At 68.6% G+C, this 20932-nt stretch carries 22 protein-coding genes; 11 read left to right on the top strand and 11 right to left on the bottom strand.

Annotation, left to right across the window (positions count from 1 at the left end; genetic code table 11):
- Positions 1–160: 160 nt before the first annotated feature.
- A complete protein-coding gene (locus tag KVF89_RS11785; protein ID WP_257425753.1) occupies positions 161–1171 on the bottom strand; it encodes an AraC family transcriptional regulator in 1011 nt (336 codons plus the stop codon).
- 178 nt (positions 1172–1349) lie between these two features.
- On the opposite strand from KVF89_RS11785, the gene KVF89_RS11790 reads away from it, so the two are divergent.
- Positions 1350–1793: a WS/DGAT domain-containing protein gene (locus KVF89_RS11790; RefSeq protein WP_257425949.1), complete on the top strand. Its 444-nt coding sequence runs from the start codon at positions 1350–1352 to the stop codon at positions 1791–1793.
- Between the two features lie 254 nt (positions 1794–2047).
- Here the strand turns inward: KVF89_RS11790 and KVF89_RS11795 are convergent, their stop codons facing one another.
- Positions 2048–3073: an AraC family transcriptional regulator gene (locus tag KVF89_RS11795; RefSeq protein ID WP_257425754.1), complete on the bottom strand. Its 1026-nt coding sequence runs from the start codon at positions 3071–3073 to the stop codon at positions 2048–2050.
- Between the two features lie 119 nt (positions 3074–3192).
- Between KVF89_RS11795 and KVF89_RS11800 the strand changes: the two genes are divergently transcribed.
- The 5 genes from KVF89_RS11800 (at position 3193) to KVF89_RS11820 (ending at position 8515) form a co-directional block, all read left to right on the top strand.
- Positions 3193–4323, top strand: a complete 1131-nt coding sequence (locus KVF89_RS11800) for a saccharopine dehydrogenase family protein (protein ID WP_257425755.1) — start codon at positions 3193–3195, stop codon at positions 4321–4323.
- A gap of 31 nt (positions 4324–4354) precedes the next feature.
- Positions 4355–5911 (top strand): AMP-binding protein, encoded by a 1557-nt coding sequence (locus KVF89_RS11805; protein ID WP_257425756.1) that lies wholly within the window; start codon positions 4355–4357, stop codon positions 5909–5911.
- Between the two features lie 109 nt (positions 5912–6020).
- Positions 6021–6818: an SDR family NAD(P)-dependent oxidoreductase gene (locus tag KVF89_RS11810; protein WP_257425757.1), complete on the top strand. Its 798-nt coding sequence runs from the start codon at positions 6021–6023 to the stop codon at positions 6816–6818.
- 9 nt (positions 6819–6827) lie between these two features.
- Positions 6828–8069 (top strand): thiolase family protein, encoded by a 1242-nt coding sequence (locus KVF89_RS11815; RefSeq protein WP_257425758.1) that lies wholly within the window; start codon positions 6828–6830, stop codon positions 8067–8069.
- Positions 8070–8101: 32 nt separating this feature from the next.
- The gene (locus KVF89_RS11820; protein ID WP_257425759.1) at positions 8102–8515 is read left to right on the top strand and encodes a hypothetical protein; all 414 of its coding nucleotides are present in this window, start codon (positions 8102–8104) and stop codon (positions 8513–8515) included.
- A 124-nt stretch (positions 8516–8639) separates the two neighbouring features.
- Here the strand turns inward: KVF89_RS11820 and KVF89_RS11825 are convergent, their stop codons facing one another.
- On the bottom strand, positions 8640–8876 hold the full coding sequence (locus tag KVF89_RS11825; protein WP_257425760.1) for a hypothetical protein: 237 nt from the start codon (positions 8874–8876) through the stop codon (positions 8640–8642).
- Between the two features lie 185 nt (positions 8877–9061).
- Between KVF89_RS11825 and KVF89_RS11830 the strand changes: the two genes are divergently transcribed.
- The 4 genes from KVF89_RS11830 to KVF89_RS11845 all read left to right on the top strand — a co-directional run bounded on the left by KVF89_RS11830 (position 9062) and on the right by KVF89_RS11845 (position 11650).
- A complete protein-coding gene (locus KVF89_RS11830; protein ID WP_257425761.1) occupies positions 9062–9601 on the top strand; it encodes a YaeQ family protein in 540 nt (179 codons plus the stop codon).
- Between the two features lie 318 nt (positions 9602–9919).
- Positions 9920–10333: a hypothetical protein gene (locus KVF89_RS11835; protein WP_257425762.1), complete on the top strand. Its 414-nt coding sequence runs from the start codon at positions 9920–9922 to the stop codon at positions 10331–10333.
- A 144-nt stretch (positions 10334–10477) separates the two neighbouring features.
- Entirely contained in the window at positions 10478–10897 is a 420-nt protein-coding gene (locus KVF89_RS11840; RefSeq protein WP_257425763.1) for an ester cyclase, read from the top strand.
- Positions 10898–11080: 183 nt separating this feature from the next.
- Positions 11081–11650 (top strand): dihydrofolate reductase family protein, encoded by a 570-nt coding sequence (locus KVF89_RS11845; RefSeq protein WP_257425764.1) that lies wholly within the window; start codon positions 11081–11083, stop codon positions 11648–11650.
- A 5-nt stretch (positions 11651–11655) separates the two neighbouring features.
- Here the strand turns inward: KVF89_RS11845 and KVF89_RS11850 are convergent, their stop codons facing one another.
- The 4 genes from KVF89_RS11850 to KVF89_RS11865 form a co-directional block, all read right to left on the bottom strand.
- Positions 11656–12852 (bottom strand): acetyl-CoA C-acyltransferase, encoded by a 1197-nt coding sequence (locus KVF89_RS11850; RefSeq protein ID WP_257425765.1) that lies wholly within the window; start codon positions 12850–12852, stop codon positions 11656–11658.
- A 56-nt stretch (positions 12853–12908) separates the two neighbouring features.
- A complete protein-coding gene (locus tag KVF89_RS11855; protein WP_257425766.1) occupies positions 12909–13985 on the bottom strand; it encodes an acyl-CoA dehydrogenase family protein in 1077 nt (358 codons plus the stop codon).
- A complete protein-coding gene (locus KVF89_RS11860) occupies positions 13982–15151 on the bottom strand; it encodes an acyl-CoA dehydrogenase family protein (protein ID WP_257425767.1) in 1170 nt (389 codons plus the stop codon). Before KVF89_RS11860 ends, KVF89_RS11855 begins: the two co-directional genes overlap by 4 nt.
- Before the next feature lie 103 nt (positions 15152–15254).
- Positions 15255–16022 carry an SDR family oxidoreductase gene (locus KVF89_RS11865; RefSeq protein ID WP_257425768.1) on the bottom strand — a complete coding sequence of 256 codons (768 nt, stop codon included), beginning with the start codon at positions 16020–16022 and terminating at the stop codon, positions 15255–15257.
- Between the two features lie 107 nt (positions 16023–16129).
- Between KVF89_RS11865 and KVF89_RS11870 the strand changes: the two genes are divergently transcribed.
- Positions 16130–16600, top strand: coding sequence for a MaoC family dehydratase (locus tag KVF89_RS11870; RefSeq protein ID WP_257425769.1), 471 nt, complete (start codon positions 16130–16132; stop codon positions 16598–16600).
- A 168-nt stretch (positions 16601–16768) separates the two neighbouring features.
- Here KVF89_RS11870 and KVF89_RS11875 read toward each other — a convergent pair whose 3' ends face one another.
- Genes KVF89_RS11875 through KVF89_RS11890 form a run of 4 tightly spaced genes read right to left on the bottom strand, consistent with a single transcriptional unit; the run spans position 16769 to position 20914 of the window.
- Positions 16769–17485 carry a TetR/AcrR family transcriptional regulator gene (locus KVF89_RS11875; RefSeq protein ID WP_257425770.1) on the bottom strand — a complete coding sequence of 239 codons (717 nt, stop codon included), beginning with the start codon at positions 17483–17485 and terminating at the stop codon, positions 16769–16771.
- A gap of 18 nt (positions 17486–17503) precedes the next feature.
- Complete coding sequence (locus KVF89_RS11880; protein WP_257425771.1) at positions 17504–18622, bottom strand: DUF2855 family protein; 1119 nt, start codon at positions 18620–18622, stop codon at positions 17504–17506.
- Positions 18623–18677: 55 nt separating this feature from the next.
- On the bottom strand, positions 18678–19694 hold the full coding sequence (locus tag KVF89_RS11885) for a phosphotransferase family protein (RefSeq protein WP_257425772.1): 1017 nt from the start codon (positions 19692–19694) through the stop codon (positions 18678–18680).
- The gene (locus KVF89_RS11890) at positions 19691–20914 is read right to left on the bottom strand and encodes an acyl-CoA dehydrogenase family protein (RefSeq protein ID WP_257425773.1); all 1224 of its coding nucleotides are present in this window, start codon (positions 20912–20914) and stop codon (positions 19691–19693) included. The genes KVF89_RS11885 and KVF89_RS11890 overlap by 4 nt, the downstream gene beginning before the upstream one ends.
- Positions 20915–20932: the final 18 nt, after the last annotated feature.

Raw genomic sequence — 20932 nt, forward strand, 5'->3', positions numbered from 1 at the left:
CGACGGAGACAACGAGGACACCGGGGGCTCGGCGCTGCCCGACACGGGTGGACCCCACCTGCTTCTCGTGCCGACCGGGTTGGCCCTGGTCATCCTCGGTCTGGGGGCGCTGGCCCTCTCGCGGCGTGAACGGAAGACCATCAGGTCCCGATAGGGAGCCTCAGGACACTCGCGTGCGGGCCGCACGCCAGGCTCGCGGCGAGGTCCCTGTCCAGCGGCGGAAGGCGTTCGAGAAGGCCGAAGGCTCGGCGTAGCCGAGGAGGCCAGCGACCTGGGCGATGTTCATCCCCGGGTTGGAGAGATACTCGAGGGCAAGTTCGCGACGTGCATCGTCAACCAGAGCCTCAAATGTGAGACCTCGGGCAGCAAGGCGTCGCTGTGTCGTGCGGACGCTGGCGAACGTGAGCTGCGCCACGGCGAGAAGGTTGCAATTGCCGGTGGGAAGGAGTTCGCGGATCAGGGCGACGATCTGGTGCTCCACCCCCAGCCCGGCTGCTGCGATGATCTCGTCGAGGTAGTCGCTGACGACGGCGTGCAGTTCGGCGTTGCTGGTCGAGATCGTGCGCTGCATGTCCTCGGCGCGGTAGTCGACGCCGTAGCCGCCCGCCCGGAAGCGGACCGGGCAGCCGAAGACAGCTTCGTAGTGGGCAAGGTCCAGGAGCGGACCGTGCGAGAAGTGGACGCCGCCAAGCCGCGCCTCGGGCCCGGCCAGGAGCGGGAGCACCCGAACCGCGATGGCCAGATGCCACTCCTGGAACTGCTGGGTCCTCTGCGTATCCGGCAGGAGGATGCGGTACGACGTCCGCAGCACTTCATCTGTTTCGACCACATCGATCTGGAACGCCGAGAACAGACCGTTCAAGTAGCGCAACCCCGACGTGAAGGCCTCACCGACCGTGGCACAGTTCATCGCCGCCACCATCACCGGGCCGATCGCGCTCGGGCCCTGGGCCAACCCGGTCCGGATTCCGAAGTCGGGACACGCAAGCTCCTCGGCAACCGTCTCCATGAGTGCGAGCACTGCCGCTCCGGAGATCGTCGCCTTGCCGTCGCCGGTGTCCAGCAACGGGAGGTGAAAACGGCGCGCATACGCTTCCGGATCACCGCCGAGCCCATCGATGAGCTCGGCCATTCCGCGCAGCACCCATGCACGTAGGTGATAGTCATTCATAGGTAGTTCCTCCGCGACCCGAATCACCGGTCGATGATTTCACGTGCCCTCGGCGGCTGGTGGCAGAACGACCAACTTCGGCTGTCGCGCGATCACAAATGCATGTCGCGCTGTGACAAGACCACGGCAAGGGGCAAGGGCAGTGTTGTTCGCATGGTTGAGCACCTCTCCCCCACCGATGCGTCAATGCTCGCGATCGAGGATCCCGACCACGGGAGCCACATCCAGATCGCTGCTCCGCGGGTCGCAGGGAGTGGCCATGGAGAAGGTGATGAATATCGGCGGGTTCGCACCACCGACGATCATGGAGCAGGTCCAGCGACTGCTTCTCATCAATCCGGGCGCGCACAACCTGGTCATCTCGAACGTGCCCGGCCCGCGCACGCCGCACTACCTGCGCGGGCGACGACTGGTCGAGGTCCTGGCCTGCGGTTCGACGATGCCGCGCCACGGCCTCAACCTCGTGATGATCTCCTACGTCGACACCTTGTTCATCGCCGTCAGCTCCGACCCGGACGTCGTACCGGACGCTGCCGGGTTCGCCGCCGATCTCGAGCAATCGTTCGCAGAACTGCGGGAGGCAGCACGGAGCCGCACCCAGCCGGCTGAGCCGGCGCGGTGACACCTCAGGACCAGAGACTGAGCCATGGGCGGGTGCGGGTGGTGGACGTCGGGTCCGGACCAGCCATCGTGTTCGTCCATGGCCTCGGCGGAACCTGGCGGAACACCAGCTGACCCGCCTGATCCCCGGTGCCGAGCTCGAGATCTGGAACCGGACCGGCCACTGCCCGATGCTCGAGGATCCCGCGCGCTTCGACGAACGCGTGGTTGCCTTTGTCCAGGGTCAGCGAGCTTGTCGCCCGGCCTGACGGCAGATCACTTCGATGCGACGCGCTCAGCTCGCCAGGCGCGCGGGGATCTGCCGCTCCAGCGCCGGAACGCGTGCGTGAACGAGCTCTGCTCGACGTACCCCAGCAGCCCCGCGACCTGCGACACCGACCGGTCCGGGTCGGCCAGGTACTCGAACGCCCGCTCCCGCCGTACGTCATCGACGAGGCGCTCGAAGACCAGTCCCTCCGCTGCGAGCCGCCGCTGCATGGTGCGCACGCTGACGAAGTGGTGCTCGGCGATCACGTTGAGGTTGCACCCCCCGGTCGGGAGCAGCTCCTGGACCAGGGCCAGGAGCTGGTGCTCGAGGGTCAGCCCCGAGGTCGCGATGATGCTGTCCAGGTAGTCGCTGACGATGGCCCGGATCTCTGGGTTGTTGCGGGGAATGGCCCGCTCCATGTCGTCGGCGAAGTAGTCGACGCCGTAGTTGGTCTCGCCGAAGCGAACCGGGCAGCCGAAGGTCTCGTCGTAGAACTCCTGGGCGAGCAACGACGGGTGCGAGAAGTAGACGCCACGCAGCCGAGCCGTCGGTCCGGCCACGATGGGCAGGATCTTCGTCGTCACGGCCAGGCACCACTCCTGGAACTGGCGACTGGCCCGGATTCCCGGCACCTTGAGCGTGTAGACCGTCCGCGGACCGTCCGCGGTGTCGACCATGGCGATGTCGAAGGCCGAGAAGAGGGCGTTGAGGTAACGAATGCCGGACTCATAGGCCTCGCGGACGTCCGCGCAGTTCACCGCCGCAACCATCACCGGGCCGATCGAGTCCTGGCCCTGGGTGAGGCCGACCCGGATGCCGAAGTCCGGGCAGGACAACTCGTCGGCGGCGGCTTCCATGAGCCGGAGCAGCGGGGCAGCCGGGATCATCTCCTTGCCCTGGTCGGCCAGCCGCAACGACACGTGGAACCGCTTCTCGTAGGTCGTCGGGTCGCCGCCCAGGGCCTCGATGACTTCGACGAAACCGCTGACGACCCACGCCCGAAGGTGGGGTTCCCCCGCGGTGCTGGTCTTCATTGACACGGTGTCATCAGATCACAAATCGGTGACACTCAGCGACAAAACAACGGCGCTCTCTCTTCCTAGGCTCGACGTGATCCGACAGGCGGATCCCACAGCACCCCAGGAGTCTCGAGATGGCGAAGTATCCCGTCGTTGTGTACGGCGCAAGCGGCTACACCGGCATGCTGGTGATGGACTGGTTGATCGACCAGGACATCCCGTTCACAGCGGTCGGCCGCGATGCCGGCCGGATCAAGGAGCTGATGTCGCAGCGCGTGGTCCGGCTCGAGTCCGCGACCTACGAGATCATCGAGACCGAGCACGACGTCGATGCCCTCGCCGCTGCGTTCGTGGGCGCCAAGGTGGTCTGCAACACCGTCGGGCCGTTCGGGAAGTACGGCCCCGTCGCCATCGAGGCCGCACTCATGGCCGGGTGTCACCACCTCGACACCACCGGCGAGCAGGGCTACGTGCTGAAGATCCGCGCGCAGTTCGGCCAGCAGTACGCCGAGGCCGGCCTCGTGCTGTGCCCCTCGCTGTCCTACATGCACACGATCGCCCAGATCGCAGCCGAGCTGACCCTGGACACTCCGGGCATCGATTCGCTGGAGACCGCGACCGTAGTCCGCGGCCCGCGTGAAGGTTCCGGCGTGACCGTCGGCTCGACCGCCTCGATCTTCGAGACCTTCCGGCAGGAGCAGTTCCACCTGTGGGACAACCAGCTCGTCGCGTGGGGCGCCACCGACAACTTCGAGATCACCGTGCCCGAGGTGCTGCGGCCCGTCTTCGCGCTGCCCTGGGGCGGGACCTCGCTGCCCGTCTTCTACCAGGAGGACGCACGCGTGCGCTATTGCACCTCCTTGACCGGCTTCTACGACAACCAGGCGATGCGCCTGGTGCTGGCGGTCGCCGAGCAGTGGGAGGCAGAGATCAAGCACCTGCCGATCGAGGCACAGGAAGCCACGATCGCCCAGATCGTCGCCTCGACCACGCCCTCGATGCCCCCGCGGGAGCGCACCACGTTGAACCGATCGATTGACACCGCCGTCGGCCGCGGCCCCCTGGGCGGCGTGCGCGCGAGCGTGTCGAGCGTGACGCCGTACATCACGACCGGTGCCCTGCAGGTTGCCGCGGCGATGAAGCTCATCGAGGGCGAGACCGACGCGGTCGGCTTCACCTCAGGCTGCAAGGCGTTCGGGCACAACTACCTGCTCGGCTTCCTCGAGCAGCGCGGCCTCGCCCGCGCCTCCGTCACCCAGCTCTGACCGCACCCCGACAGGATCCCGAGGACCACAGATGGCCATCATCGACTTCTTCGACCGCGGCGTCCGGATCAATCCGGAGGGCGCGGCCTACATCCAGGACGACCGCACCTTCTCGTTCAGGGAGGCTCGGGACCTCACCTGCCGCGTTGCGAACGCACTGCTGGCCGACGGCTTGCCGAGCGGGACCAAGGGCGCGGTGTGGGCAGGCAACGACGTCACCGCCTGGCTGTGCACATTGGGGCTGTGGCGCGCGAACATGACATGGATCCCGGTGAATGCGCGCAACTCCGCCGAGGAGAACCACCGACTGCTGGATGCGTTCGACTGCGAGGTGGTGTTCTTCCAGGCTGCCTTCGCACCGTTGCTCGGCGACCTGCGCGAGCGGCTGCCGAAGGTGCGGCGCTGGGTGTGCCTCGACGGAGAGATCGAGGGCGCCGTCTCGCTGGACCCCTGGCTCGAGGGCCAGTCCCCGTCCGCCCCGGCCGTGGCAGTGGACCTGGACGACGTCGTGTCGATCTCGCCGACCGGCGGGACCACGGGGGCACCGAAGGGTGTCATGAACACCCACCGCAGTGTGCAGACGTTCGTGGCGCACTACATGCTCGCGTTCGGATACGGCGCCGAGGAGCGGCCGGTCAATCTCGCGGCCGCCCCGATGACCCACACCGCCGGAGTGATCTCACTGCCCACCACCGCCCGCGGCGGGACCGTCGTGGTGGTGACCAAGCCGGAGCCCGCACTAATGCTGGAGCAGATCGTCAAGCAGCAGGTGAGCGAGCTCTTCCTGCCGCCGACGGTGATCTATCGACTCATCGAGGCGCCCGGCATCGAGCTGGTCGACTACTCCTCGCTGAGGTACTTCCTGTACGGCGCCGCGCCCATGTCGGTGGAGAAGCTGAAGAAGGCCATCGATGTCTTCGGCCCCGTGATGGCCGGCGGGTACGGCCAGACCGAGGCACCGGCATCGATCGCCTTCCTGCCGCCGGCGGAGCACTTCCGGGCAGGCACCCTCGCGTCGGACGAGCGGCTCTCCTCCGTCGGACGGCCCAGCCCGTTGGTCCACGTCGAGATCCTGGACGACGCCAACCAGGTAGTCGCCGCAGGAGGGACCGGCGAGATCTGTGTCCGGGGGGACCTGGTGATGAAGGGCTACTACAAAGCGCCCGAGCAGACGGCCGAGACGCTCGTCGACGGCTGGCTGCATACCGGCGACATCGGGTACCTCGACGCGGAGGGCTACCTGCACATCACCGACCGCAAGAAGGACATGATCATCACCGGCGGGTTCAACGTCTATCCCAGCGCGGTCGAGCAGGTCATCTGGTCGCATCCCAAGGTCCAGGACTGTGCCGTCATCGGCGTCCCGGACGCCGACTGGGGCGAAGCCGTCAAGGCGGTCGTCGAGCTCAACCCGGGCGAGACCCTGACCGCCGAGGAACTGATCGAGCTCTGCAAGCAGCAGCTCGGATCCGTCAAGGCTCCCAAGAGCGTCGACTTCGTCGACGCCCTCCCGCGCAGCACTGTCGGCAAGGTCCTCAAGAAGGACCTCCGCGACACCTACTGGACCGGCGCCGAGCGCGCTATCTGAGGCACTCCCCATGACCCCCTGGATGCCAGGTCTCTCCGGAGGCCTCTGGCCCGCACGCCCCGAGCGAACCCGACGGTTCGCGCCCTCGATCAGCAGAAGGACACTGTTCATGACATCACTGGAAGGCAAGGTCGCCGTCGTCACCGGCGCCGGATCAGGAATCGGGCGCGCGCTTGCGATCGAGCTCGGCCGTCGCGGAGCCCGGGTCGCGATCTCCGACATCGACGCGTCCGCGGTCGAAGCAACCCGCGCGTTGTGCGGCAATGCGGACGTCCGCGCCTACAAGCTCGACGTCTCGAGCGCCGAGGAGTTCGCCTCCCACGCCGAGGAGGTGCTGCAGGACTTCGGCACCGTGCACCTCGTCTTCAACAACGCCGGCGCCACGCTCATCGGGACCCTCGAGCACACCGAGGTCGCAGAGATCGACTGGTTGCTCGGCATCAACCTTCGCGGCGTCATCGTGGGCACCAAGGCATTCCTCCCCACCATGATCGCGCAACGTGAAGGCTGGATCGTCAACATCTCCAGCATCTTCGGGCTGGTCGGCTACGGCGGGCAGTCGGCGTACAACGTCTCCAAGTTCGGAGTTCGCGGGCTGACCGAAGCGCTGTGGTCCGAGCTCGAGGGCACCGGGGTCAACGCCGTCGTGGTGCACCCGGGTGCGATCGACACCAACATCGAGCGCGCGGCACGCCACACGGTCAACGCCGACCAGGTCGAGGCGGACCTCGCAGCGAAGACCGGGACGATGCTGGTCACGCCGCCGGAGGTGGTCGCCGTGGACATCCTGAACGGCATCGAGAAGGGCCGGCGCCGGATCCTCACCGGCAAGTACTCACGCTCGATCTTCTGGCTGGCGCGCGTGATGCCCAACCGGTATCCGGCCGTCATGAAGCGGCTGGTCTGAGGCGCGACGATGACCGAGGTCTACATCGCCGGGATCGGGATGACCGTCTTCGGGCGGCATCTCGACCGCCCGCTCGAGGACCTGGCCGGTGAGGCCCTGCGCGGAGCCCTCTCCGACGCGGGGTGTGACCGCAAGGACATGGGTTCCGCGTTCTACGCCGGGACCACCAACGGTCCGCTCCAGGGCCAGCTCGCCATCCCCGGCCAGGTCGTGCTCGGCAAGATCGGGATCGAGGGAATCCCGATCTTCAACGTCGAGAACGCCTGCGCATCGGGCAGCACCGCCGTCCACCTGGCGATCCAGAGCCTGCGTGCCGGCAGCACGGACGTGGTCCTCGCGTTGGGAGCAGAGAAGATGAACATCCCCGACAGGGCAGCGGCGTTGGCGCTGTTCGAGGCCGGTTGGGACGTCTCCCGCGCCGAGGAGAACTTCGCGACGCTGGTCCGGATGGGCGACGGAGTCGTGCCACCCGACGGCTCCGAGTCCGGGCATCCGTACAGCCGCTTCATGTCGGTGTACGCCGCCATGTCACGCCATCACATGAAGACGTGGGGCACGACGCAGCGCCAGATCGCGGCGGTCTCCGCCAAGAACCACCAGCACTCGGTGCGCAACCCGTTCTCGCAGTTCCGCATGCCGTACACGATCGAGGAGATCCTGGCCGCGCCGCCGATCACCTACCCGATCACCCTTCCGATGTGCGCGCCGCTCTCGGACGGGGCGGCCGCGGTCGTGCTGTGCACCGAGGACGGCCTGCGTCGCATCGGCGGCGCCCGATCCCGGGCGATCCGGGTCGCTGCCAGCGTGATGCGCAGCTTCACACACCGTGGAGTGGACGAGTTCGACCAGAGCATCGGCCGACTCGCGGCCCAGCAGGCGTACGACGCTGCGGGGCTCGCCCCAGGTGACATCGACGTCGCCGAGGTCCACGACGCGTCAGCGATGGGCGAGATCATCCAGGCCGAGAACCTCGGCCTGACGCCGACCGGCACCGGCGGTGCTGCAGCCGAGCGCGGCGAGTTCACCATCGGCGGGCGGATCCCGATCAACCCATCTGGCGGCCTCGAGTCGAAGGGCCACCCGCTCGGCGCCACCGGCATCGGACAGCTCTTCGAGCTCACCACGCAACTGCGTGGCGAGGCGGGCGCCCGGCAGGTCGAGGGTGCGCGCCACGCGATCCAGGAGAACGGCGGTGGACTCGTCGGAGTCGAGGAAGCCACCGTTGCCGTCCACATCCTCAGCCGGGCCTGACCCCGCTCAAAGCCAACGTTCCAGGAGTCATCGTGTCCGACCCGTCTGCCCGCACCCTGTTCCGGATCGCGGCCCTCTTCAACTTCTCCGCTGTCCTGCTCTTCCTCCCGGTCCTCGACCTCGCCGATCGGTTCGGCCTGGACGGCGCGCCGACCGGGACCATGTTCGAGCACGTGGGGTTGGCCGCCATCGGCCTCTTTGGCATCGGCTACTGGATGGCCGCCGGCGACCCATACCGACACCGCGGCATCATCCAGCTCGGCCTCGCCGGCAAGATCCTCGTCGTCGCACTCGTCCTCATGCACTTCAACGACGGCAGCGTGAACGGGCGGCTCACCACGATGGTGCTCGGCGACGCCGTCTTCAGCGTTCTCTTCACTTGGTACCTGATCTCCAGCCGCGCCGCGAACCCGGCCAGCTCGACGTCGCTCAGCAGCTCGCACTAGGAATCCGCAACTCAGGCCTGAGGGCACCGACGCCCTGACAGACCTGATCGCCAGCACTGACGGGGAGCCCGGGACGTTGCGGGCCTGGTAGTGCCGCACAGCCTCGGCCGCTGATCAACGGCGATCAGAATTCGGTGAGGTCGATCCCCGCTGTGGCGCTGCCCTGGCCCATGCCACGAGGCTCGGAATGGGCGTGCTCATCCGGTAGCAGGGCGTCGAACGCCGCGGCCTGGGCCAGGTCGACCTGCCGGTAGCGGAAGTGGGCCAGCATCTCGACCTCGGCCGAGATCCGCCCCGATATCTTTGAGTACGACCGATTCAACACCACCGTCGCGAACGCCGTGCTGGCACCACTGGTCACCGGCTACGTTGACCGGCTCGAGAAGGAGCTCCACGAGCGCGGCTACTCAGGCGACTTGGCTGAAGGCAGCGTCGCCACCCGCGGATCAACCCATGGACGTGCCACCGCGGGATCGGCACGCGGAACCGGCCTCCGAGGTCGATGACGGCTCGGGAGGCGGTAGTCCCCGGACTAGGCTGAGCCCCATGGCGGCCGGCGCGACGATGCACACGTTCGAGGTCGAGTTGGCCGACACAGATCGCGGCGTCTACGAGGAGTTCACGCTGCGCGCGGCGCGGCATCCGTCAGAGACCGAGGCGTACCTCGTGACGCGCGTGCTCACCTACTGCCTCGAGCACGAAGAGGGCATCGTGTTCAGCGAGGGCATCTCGGCGACCGCCGACCCGGCGGTGCTCGTGCGCGACCTGAGCGGGAAGCTGCTCGCCTGGATCGAGGTCGGCGCGCCGGATGCCGCGCGCCTTCACACGGGCAGCAAGGCTGCCGAGCGCACGACGATCTACACGCACCGCGACCCGGCCAAGGTGCTCGCGCAGTGGGCAGGGGCGAGGATCCACCGCGCCGCCGAGATCGTGCTGCACAGCTTCGATCCTGGGTTCATCGATTCCGTGGTGGACACGATCGAGCGCCGCAACACGATCACGCTCACCGTGACCGAGCGGCAGCTCTACCTAGAGCTGAACGGCGCGCACCTCTCATCGGCGGTGCACGACCACCCGATCGGCTAGCGGGGCGACGTCCCGTTTTGCCGATCCCGATGCGCGACTTCCGACGCGCGTCAATGCGCCGCCAGTGATTGGGCGCAGCGGGCTCAGGCTGTGAGAACGCGCAGTGCCACCTGACCGTCCGAGCGCTGATCGCCGGGAAGTGCGCGCCACGCTGTCGCCCCGTCCGGCATCGCGGCTGCCAGCGACAAGCCCAGCACTTGAGAGTCCGCGCAGTCTCGCCCTGAGCCGGGTCCGCTGCCGCTCCCCCATCCACTCCGCATCGGCACCGGCGAGGAGAGCCACAGCTCCCCATGCCGTGGACTCCGACCACGCACGTTCGTGCGAGTCGCCACGGACCGCCAGCAAACGCTGCACGGACGTCTCGTCAAGCACGCCGCGAGCGACCTGACGCAGGTCTCCCTTCGCGACGAGGTGCTGCACCTGCCGCGTCGAAACACCCATCCGCAGGAGGAGATGGCCACCGTCCTCAAGCTGCCGTGCGACGGCGTCTGGGTCGTCGGTGAGCACCTGGACCGTGGCCTTCAGCGTGGCCTTCAGCCCGTCGAAGGCGCCCACGAGGAGCAGGGCGATCACCGCGGGTCCGGCGCCGGTGCCTCGCTCCGGGTGCCGAGGGCCTCACGCACCACGTCGGCGACGACGTCGACCCAGCGCTGCGTCAGCTCGGTCGCCAGCGAACGCGTCTCTGGGAGCTCCGAGAGGTTCTGCGTCAGCCGCGCGACGGCCCAGGCGTAGGGATCGTCGCGAGGTGGTGGACGGCGCTGCCAACCGCCTCGTCGCCCGTATCGCAGCGCGTCTGCCGATGCAGTGGTCCATCGCCCTTGCCGAACGTTCCGTACGGCCGCAGCCCGCAGCAGCCAACTAGTCCGAGGGAGCACCATGTTCATCCAGAAGTTCGCCGAGGCGGCCATGTCCGCCGTCAACAACCACAGCGTCGACGAGGTCCTGCGCCTGTGGGCCGGACCTGCTGTCTACGACTCGCCGATGACCGGTCCCCAGCAGGGACTCGCGGCGCTGGCGGCCCGCGAGGCTGCTCTCTTCGAGGGGTTCAGCGATCTCGTGGCCGCGGTCGAGCCACTCGGTCTCGAGGAGTCCACCGGCGCGGCCCTCGTTCGCTTCGAGGGCACGCATGACGGCACCCATGCCGGCCTTGCCCCGACCGGCAACGCCATCTCCCTGGAGATGATCGCCGTGATCAGCTTCGACGAGACGGGATCGGTGGTCGGCGAGCGGATCTTCATCGACAGCGCCTCCGTAGCGGCCCAGCTCGCTGCGACGTGGACGAACCGCAGCCCCTGACCTCCCAGTGGTCCGGCGAAGGGCGCCTGCGGCCCGGGCTCCTCGAGATCGAGGGCCCGCCATCCTGACCGAGGTCATCGGCTGGATCGACCGAACCCTTCGCGGCGATGAGAAATGACGCCGGCGGGAGTCTGAGTACGGTCAGGCGAAATCGCGCCACACGCTTCAAGGGAGTCCAGCGAGATGAGACCACTTCGGTACGCGATCAACGTGACCCTCGACGGCTGCTGCCACCACGAGGCCGGGATCCCGCCGGACGAGGAGTCGATGCGCTACTGGACCGACGAGATGGAGCGAGCCGACGCGCTCCTGTTCGGCCGGGTCACCTACGAGATGATGGAGTCGGCGTGGCGGCGGCCGGACACCGGCACCTGGCCCGACTGGATGGGCGCCTGGGAGACCCCGTTCGCCGAGGCCATCGACCGGGCGCCCAAGCACGTCGTGTCGAGCACGTTGAGCAGCGTCGACTGGAACGCCGAGCTGGTCCACGGCGACCTGGGGCAGGCGGTTCAGCGGCTCAAGGAGGAGCCGGGCGAGGGCGTGTTCGTGGGTGGCGTGACGCTCCCTCTGGCGTTGGCGGACCTGGGGCTGATCGACGAGTACGTCTTCGTCGTACAGCCGGTCCTCGCGGGGCACGGGCCGACGCTGCTTGCCGGTCTGCGCAAGCGCGTCGAGCTCGAGCTCGTGGATCGCCACGGGTTCCGATCCGGGGCGGTCGCTCTGCGCTACCGGCCCGTGCCTCCCGCGGCCTGACCCGGTCAGAAGATCTCGAACAGGCCCGCCGCGCCCATGCCGCCGCCGACGCACATCGCGACGACGCCGTACTTCGCACCTCGTCGCCGGCCCTCGATGAGGACATGCCCGGCCATGCGCGCACCGCTCATGCCGTAGGGGTGACCGATCGAGATCGCTCCGCCGTTGACGTTGTACTTCTGCGGGTCGATGCCAAGCATGTCGCGGCAGTAGAGCGCCTGGACGGCGAACGCCTCGTTGAGCTCCCACAAGTCGATGTCGTCGATGGTCAGGCCGTGCTGCGCGAGCAGCTTCGGCACGGCGAAGACCGGGCCGATCCCCATCTCGTCCGGCTCACAGCCGGCGACGGCCATGCCGCGGAAAGCGCCGAGCGGGAGCAGCCCGCGGCGAGAGGCCTCGGCGGCCTCCATGACGACGGCGGCAGAGGCGCCGTCGGACAGCTGCGAGGCATTTCCGGCCGTGATGGAGAAGCCCTCGGTGCCGTCCCCGGCCAGGACCGTGCCCAGCTTCCCGAGGTCCTCGATCGTCGTCCCGGGTCGGTTGCCTTCATCCTTGGCGAGGACGACCTCCCGCGAGCCGACCTGGCCGGTCGTCTTGTCCTTGGTGAGCATCATCGACGGCAGGGGCACGATCTCGTCGTCGAAGGCACCGGCCTCCTGTGCGGCGGCGGTCCGTCGCTGCGACTCGAGGGCGTACTCGTCCTGGTGCTCGCGCGAGATTCCGTAGCGCTCCGCAACGACCTCGGCGGTCTCGAGCATCGACATGTAGGTCGCCGGGACGTGCTCGAGGAGCCAAGGGTCCTGGGCGCGGTAGGTGTTCATGTGCTCGTTCTGCACGAGCGAGATCGAGTCGACACCGCCACCGACGGCGACGTCCTGGCCGTCGAGGAGGACCTGCCTGGCCGCCGTGGCGATCGCCATGAGGCCGCTCGCGCACTGGCGGTCGACCGACATGCCGGCGACGCTCGTGGGCAGCCCGGCCCGCAGCGCGGCCTGGCGACCGATGTTCATCGCGGTCGAGCCCTGCTGGAGGGCGGCACCGACGACAACGTCCTCGATGCGCTCGCCTTCGACGCCGGCGCGTTCGACGGCGTGCCGCACGGCGTGGCCGATGAGCTCCTGTGCCTGAGTGTCGTTGAAGGCACCCCGATAGGCCCGGCCGATCGGGGTACGGGCGGTGGAGACGATGACTGCTTCGCGCATGGTCACTCCTGAGTTGTCGAAGAGGCTGGTCGAGGCTGTTGGTCGGGCACGCTCGGTCAGCTCGCGGGGAGGTGCACCAGCTGCGCGAGGTCGCTACGGTGCCGGTCGGGCGTGCCGAGGGCGAGCTGGTCGGCTTTGGCCCGCTTGAGCCGGGTGTGCACCGGCGCCTCCCACGTCATGCCGATGCCCCCGTGCAGCTGGAGGGCCTCCTCGGCAGCGTGGACGGCAGCGTCGGAGCAGAAGGCCTGGGCGGTGGCCTGGGCGATGCTCAGCTCGTGGGCGTCACCGCCGTCAGCCAGCGTCCCCGCGGCCTGCCGGGCCGCGGCCTGCGTGCCGACGAGCAGCAGGTAGAGGTCGGCCAGGCGGTGCTTGATCGCCTGGAAGGAGCCGATAGGCCGGGCGAACTGCGTCCTCGTCCCGGCGTACTGGACCGTCGTCTCGAGACACCATTGGGCCAGGCCCAGCTGCTCGGAGGCGAGCAGTGCGGCACCGGCCGCGAGCGCGGCGTCCACCGCGTCGTCCGCCGATGCGCCGGAGACGATCTCGGTCCCCGCGCCGGTGAGGGTCACGCGAGCGAGCGGCCGGGTCATGTCGAGCGAGGTGATCGGCTCGAGCTCGACCTCGTCGCGACCGTACGCGCGAAGGGAGGTGCCTCCCGCTTCGCCCGGGATGGGCACCAGGAAGAGGTCGGCGCCAAGCGCCCCGGCAACGGGCTCGGCGCTGCCGTGCACCGGCGTCCATGCGCCGCGGCGGGCGGTCCACGGCAGGACGAGCGTGGCAGTGCGCTCCCCTGAGGCGAGCGCCGGCAGGTTCTCCTCGTCGCCGGCCACGAGCAGCACGGTCGTCGCGATGACCGCGCTCGTGAGGAAGGGAGTCGGTGCGACTGCCCGGCCGAGCTCCTCGAGGACGACGGCCGCCTCGCGGGCACTCGCGCCGGCCCCACCGAGGGACTCAGGTACGAGCAGACCCGCGAGCCCGAGCTGCTGGGTGAGGGTACGCCACAGCCCGCTGACGTCGGTCTCGGGCTCGTCGGCGAGGCGGGCGGGAAGCCCCTCGTCGAGGGAACGCTGCAGGGTCGAGCGGATGCTGGAGCGCAGCGACTCCTCGACGTCGGTGTAGAGCAGGTCGGTCATCGCGGCACGTCCTTGAAGGCGATCCCCTTGTCGGGGCGGTGGTCCGGGGGCAGGCCGAGCACCCGCTCGGCGATGACGTTGCGCATGATCTCGCTCGTGCCACCCTCGATCGAGTTGCCCTTGGCGCGCAGGTAGCGGTAGCCAGGTCCGTGGCCGAGGAAGGAGCCACGCTCCGGACTGACCATCGTCCAGTCGTGGTAGGTCAGGCCTTCCTCAGGCGCGAGCTCGAGCGCGAAGCCGCTCACCTTCTGCGCCTGGTGGGCGAAGGCGAGCTTCATCGCCGAGCTCTCAGGGCCGGGCTGGCCCGCCTCGAGGCTTTGGCGCAGGCGCTCGCCCGCGAGACGGGTCACCTCGGTCTCGACCCACCACCGCAGGAGCTCGGCGTGCGTCCCCGGCGTGCGCACCGAGGGGTCCGTACGCCAGCGTTCGGTGACGAGGCCGATCTGACCGGCTTCACGATCGGCGCCGGCACCGATGGCGACCCGCTCGTTGTTGAGGGTCGTCGTCGCGACGGCCCATCCCTGGCCGACCGCGCCGACGCGGTTGCCGTCGTGGACCCGCGCGCCGGTGAGGAACACCTCGTTGAACTCGGCCTCGCCCGTGATCTGGCGGAGGGGGCGCACCTCGATGCCGGGGTCGGCCATGTCGACGACGAAGTACGTCATGCCCGCGTGCTTCGGCACCGAGGTGTCCGTGCGGGCGAGCAGGATCGCGAAGTCGGCACCGTGTGCGCCGGAGGTCCACACCTTCTGCCCGTCGATGACCCACTCGTCGCCGTCGGGGACCGCGCGGGTGGCGACAGCGGCGAGGTCGGAGCCGGCGCCCGGCTCGCTGAAGAGCTGGCACCAGATCTCGGTGCAGGCGAAGAGCGACCGCAGGTGGCGCTGCTGCAACTCCTCGCTGCCATAGGCGAGCAGTGTTGGGGCGGCCATGCCGAGGCCGATGCTGTTGCGTGCGACGTCCGGTCGAGGCGCACGTGCGGCCTCCAGGAGAGCATCGACCTCCAGCTGGCGGCCGCGCGCGAGGCTCAGCCCGCCCTTTCCCTCGGGAAAGTGGACCCAGGCGAGCCCGGCGTCGAACTGCGCGCCGAGGAAGTCGGCAGGTTCCGTCGTGGTGGGATCGTGGCTCGCGAGGAGCTGCTCGACCCGCTGCTGCAGATCAGTCATTCTTCGTCATCCTTCGGATCTCGTGGCGGCGAGGGCGTTCTTGTGCACCACGTCGGGCCCGTCGACGAAGCGCAGCGTGCGGACCTGGGCCCGCCCGTGTCCATCAGTCGCAGGGCCCGCCTGCCACATAGAGGACCTGACCCGTCGTGAAGCCGGCACCCTCGCTGACGAAGAAGGACACGGCGTGCGCGATGTCCTCGGGCCGGCCGGTCCGCGCGACCGCGGCCTGTGCGGCGGCGGCGCTCTTGAGCTCGTCGAAGCTGAGGCCCATGCGTGCCGCGGTCGCGGCGGTCATCTCGGTCTCGATGAAACCGGGCGCTATCGCGTTGACGGTCACCCCGAACCTGCCGAGCTCGATGGCGAGAGACTTGGTGAAGCCCTGCATGCCGGCCTTGGCGGCGGAGTAGTTCGTCTGCCCGCGGTTCCCGAGGGCCGAGGTCGAGGAGAGGTTGACGATGCGGCCGAAGCCCTCCTGCGTCATGTACGCCTGGCATGCCTTCGTCACGAGGAAGGCACCGCGCAGGTGGACCGCCATGACCGCGTCCCAGTCCTCGACCGACATCTTGAAGATGAGGTTGTCCCGGATGATGCCGGCGTTGTTGACCACGACCGTCGGGGCACCGAGCTCGCCGGCGACCCGCTGGACGGCGGCCCCGACCTGCTCCGGGTCCGAGACGTCCGCCCCGACCGCGAGCACTCGGCCCCCGGCGGCGGTGATCTCCTCGGCGACGGCTGCACAGGCCGACTCGTCGAGATCGATGAGTGCGACGGCCATCCCGTCGGCCGCGAGCCGCCGGGCGACACCTGCGCCGATGCCCCGAGCCGCCCCCGTGACGACGGCGACGCGGACACGCTGCTGTCCAGTGGTCATGTGAGAGCTCCTGTGATCCCGGCTGCCTGGACTTCCGACCGTACTTGAACCCGTCTTCACATTCAACTACGTTCGAGACAACACGCACGTGACCGAAGGAGCTCATCGTGACCCAGACCGCGCAGCACCGACCGACCTCCGCGCAGGACCTTGAGGACCTCGTCGGCGTCGAGCTCGGCCCGACCGAGTGGCACGTCGTCGACCAAGGGAGGATCGACGGTTTCGCCGACCTCACCGGCGACCACCAGTGGATCCACGTCGATCCCACGAGAGCGGCGGACTCCCCCTTCGGCTCGACGATCGCACACGGCCTCTACAGCCTCGCGCGCACACCGACGTTCCTCGAAGAGCTCGTGGCCTTCGACGGCTTCGCCCACAGCCTCAACTACGGCTACGACACGGTGCGCTTCAACCACCCGCTGCCGGTGGACGCGCGCATCCGGATGCGCGCGACGATCACCTCGGTCGAGGAGACAGCGCCCGGCGCGGTCAAGGTCGTCACGACGCTGGCCGTCGAGGCCGACGGCATCGACAAGCCGATCCTCGTCGCCGAGTCGATCGGGCGCTTCAGCTCCTGAGCCCCACACGACAGGGCGCGGTCACGGGAGGAGCACGACTTGTTACCGGTGGCGGCCCGCCCCTGGTAGCCCCCGGTTGCAGCAGCCCGGGAAGGCGACCCGGCCGCCTTCACCATCGATGGTCACGGGGCGCCGGGCTGAGGGGATGACCCGGTGGACGAAGGCAGCTCAGTCGGCCCGCAGGTCGGGCGTCGTCAGGCCGAGAGCGTTGGTCCACAGCCGGGTGGCTGTCTCGACGAGTTCATCGACGTTGTCTTCGCCGTCGAAGGCGAAGACCTCGTGGGCCAGCCGGGCGACCATGCCCGAGAGTGCTTTGGCGGCCATCGACGCCTCGACGCCCCGGTCGGCCAGGCCACGCTGCTGCAGGTCGGAGATCGCCCGGGCGTTGCGGTTGATGAAGGCGGCGGAGCGGGCTCGGCGCATCTCCCGGAAGCGGGAATCGACCGCGGCCACCTGCAGGAGGAGGACATTGAGACGCGCATTGCGCCGGTAGGCCTCGAAATAGGCCCGGTTGCTCGCCGCGATGATCGCCACGGGGTCGTCTGTGGCCTCGATGCGCCCCGTGCCCGGGTGAAGCATCTCGCTCTGCGCTTCGTGTAGGACCGCGGCGAAGACCTCATCCTTGCTGTCGAACCACGTGTAGAAGCTGCCGATCGAGCACTTGGCCTCGGCAGCGATGTCCACCAACCGCGAGTCGACGTACCCGTCACGCTCGAAGACCGTGCGGGCGGCCGCAATGAGGGCAGCTCGGGTGCGCTGGCCGCGCGCCGTCTGGGGCTGAGTACCGAGCCGAGCGGCGTCGACGAGATCCGGAATCTCGCCCACGCCGCGCTCGGGCTCGTGAGAAGGCATAACTCTTACACTACTGGCGATGGCCGCGACCATCCGAGTCCACCATCAACTTCATCCACCGGCTCCGGCGGGTCGGATCTCGAAGATGTGCCCCACGGCCGGATCCACGGTCCCGTCGTGCAGTTGGGCGATGACACTGGGGGCTGCGGACAGGCCGTCGTGCTCCTCGAGACGCATCCACGGGTTGCCGAGATCGGCGACACGCTCGGTGAAAGTGAGCTCGTCACGCTCGTAGCGCTCCATGAAGGCGCGCGCCTGCCCAGCCGCCTTGTACGCGTCCACTTGCATGGCGGCGAAGAAGAACTCCGGTTGGGGACCGGAGAGGGTCTCGTCCGGCGCGGCGGGATCGGGCAGCTGCACACCTTGGGTCGAACCGACAAGACAGTCGTAGACGAGGTCGTCGCCGAAGTGCTCATGCACCCGATGCCTCAGCTCCGGATCGGCTGCCAAGTCGACGTAGAGGGTCGGCACGCCGAGGTCGATGGAAGCGAGATCACCGTACTCGACGACCTGGTCGTAGCATCCGATCTGCCGCACGAAGTCGAGGTTGCGCGCGGAGGTGAGTCCGATCTTCACCGCCGACGTGTCGTCCGCGATGCAGTGGGCGACGCCGTAGGCCGTCTTGCTCGAGGCGCTGGAGATGACGATCTGGCCGGCGCCGAAGTAGTTCCGTTCACGCAGAAAGTCCGCGGCCGTGTACGAGGCGATGAAGAGCGGTCGAAAGATCGACACGAAGCTGTCCGACCGGGGCGAGGCAGGCTCTGGCTTGATCTCATAGATGTTGTAGACCTTCGGAGTCCCAGTGCGATGCGCGGCACCGTCGACGAAGCTGCGTGTGGTGATCCCAGTCGGCTGCATGACGAGCTCGTTCGACAGCGGGAAGTACCCGAAGACGCGCGTGCCTTCGGCGATCTCAGCCACGCGCGATTCCGTGACGTGCGCGAAGCCCCATACCGGGATGCACCCGTGGTCGGCGTCCACGGCTGGGAAGAGATTCCAGTAACCGAGCGCGTCGCCGTACACCGCGTAGGTCATGTTGTTCGTGCTCAGGGCCACGCGCTCGATCTCGGCGCGGACCCAGCCCTCCTCGAGCTCTTGCCGAGGAAGGCTCACGGTCCGGGAGACGCCGAGGTCGCTCTTGAGGGACTCGACGCGTACGACATCCGACATGGCAGGTGCCCTTCTTTCTGGAGGTGGTCTTGGGAGGTGGTCTTGAGAGGTGGTCTCAGAGGTCTTCGCTCAGGGCGACGTGCGCATGGGCCACGAGCTGATCGACTGCCTCGGCCGGGATCACCCCGGCGGCGGTGAGGTTGCGCGGGTCGTCCTGCTGGCGGCGCCGCACCCCCTCGAGGATGATCGCGAGCTTCCACAGGCCGAGCCCGTGCCAGAACGGCACCGAGGCGACATCGCGCCCGGACACCTGTGCGTAGTGCTCGACGAGCTCGCTCCGGGAGGCCAGCCCCTCGACCGTCGAGGCGTCGAAACGCATCGTCGGCGGGTCGCCGGCCTGGGGCCAGTAGGCCAGGAGCGTCCCGAGGTCGGCGAGAGGGTCACCGAGCGTGGCCAGCTCCCAGTCGAGAATGGCTCGCACCCGTGCCTCGACGGGATCGACGATGACATTGCGCAGGTGGCTGTCACCGTGGACGAGGGTGACCTCCCCCGGCGCGGGCTCGTGGTCGTGCAGCCGCACTGTGAGGCGGTCCAGGTCGGGCAGGTCCCGCGTGCGCGAGAGCTCCCACTGGCCCGTCCACCGCCTGAGCTGCCGGGCAGCGTAGGGCTTGTGGCTCGCGAGGTCGGCCAGTCCCACCCGCTGGAGATCGGTGGCATGGATGCGGGCGAGGGTGTCGACGACGGAGAGACCGACGGCGTGCCGGGCGGCCGGCGCCAGACCCTCAGCGTCACTGCGCTCCTCGAGGACGAGCCCGTCGACGAAGGAGACGACCAGCACCGGCGCGTCGGCGACCGCCGGGTCCTCGCACAGGCCGTGCACGACCGGAAGGGGGACATCGCCGTCCTGCAGCGCCGAGAGGATCCTGTGCTCCCGCGCCACGTCGTGGGCGGAGGCGAGCAACTCACCCATCGGGGGGCGCCGCAGCACCAGGCGCGACCCCTTCGCGTCGGTGACGAGGTAGGTGAGGTTGGACTGGCCCAGTCCCACCCGCTCGTAGGCCAGTGGCGGCACGACATCGACGCGCTTGGTGAGCCATGCGGTCATGGCGGCCGTGTCGATGCCCTCGATCACCTCTGCCTGCCCTGCTCCGAGCTGCGCCGACGATACTCGCGGCGGGCGATCGTCATCTTGTGCACCTCGTCGGGGCCGTCGGCCAGCCGCAGGGTGCGCATGTGGGCGTACCACATGGCCAGGGGGAAGTCGTCGCTGACGCCCCCGCCGCCGTGCACCTGGATGGCGCGGTCGATGACCTTGAGCGCGACGTTGGGTGCGGCCACCTTGATCGCCGCGATCTCGGTGCGGGCGACCTTGTTGCCCACGGTGTCCATCATGTGCGCGGCCTTGAGGGTGAGCAGGCGCGCCATCTCGATCTCGATGCGCGACTCGGCGACCCAGTCCATGATGTTGGACCGGTTGGCGACGGGCTCACCGAAGGTCACCCGGGACTGGGCCCGGTCGATCATCAGGTCGAGGGCGCGCTCGGCGACACCGATGGCCCGCATGCAGTGGTGGATGCGCCCCGGCCCGAGGCGTGCCTGGCTGATCATGAAGCCGTCGCCCTCCCCTGCGAGCAGCGCAGTGACAGGCACACGCACGTTGGTGAAGGTGACCTCGGCGTGGCCCTCCCGGTCCATGTAGCCGAAGACCGGCAGACCGCGCTCGATCTTGACGCCCGGAGCGTCGATGGGGACGACGATCATCGACTGCTGGCGGTGGGTCGGTGCATCCGGATCGGTCTTCCCCATGACGATCAGGACCTTGCAGTTCTTGTGCAACGCGTTGGAGGTCCACCACTTGCGGCCGTTGATGACGTACTCGTCACCGTCTCGCTCGATGCGCGTCTCGACATTGGTGGCGTCGGAGCTCGCGACGGCCGGCTCGGTCATGGCGAAGGCGGAGGCCATCTCGCCCGCGAGCAGCGGCTTCAGGTACTTCTCCTTGTGCTCGTCGGTGCCGAAGAGCGTGAGCACCTCCATGTTGCCCGTGTCGGGCGCATTGCAGTTGACGGCCTCGGGTGCGATCTCGATGCTGCGACCGGTGATCTCGGCGAGGTGGGCGTACTCGAGGTTGGTCAGGCCGGGCCCCCACTCGGGGTGCGGGTGGAAGAGGTTCCACAGACCGCGGGCGCGCGCCTCCGTCTTGAGGTCCTCGAGGACCTGCGGGTGGTGGTTGGCGTCGCCGGAAGCGCGCATCTGCTCGCGATAGACGCCCTCCGCGGGGTAGACGTGCTCGTCCATGAAGGCGAGCATGCTGTCGCGGTAGTGCTGTCCGCGTTCACTGAGTTCGAACATCTCGTGGTCCTTGGTTCG

The organism is Nocardioides carbamazepini, assembly GCF_024614185.1.
In the GTDB taxonomy this organism is placed as follows: Bacteria; Actinomycetota; Actinomycetes; order Propionibacteriales; family Nocardioidaceae; genus Nocardioides; species Nocardioides carbamazepini.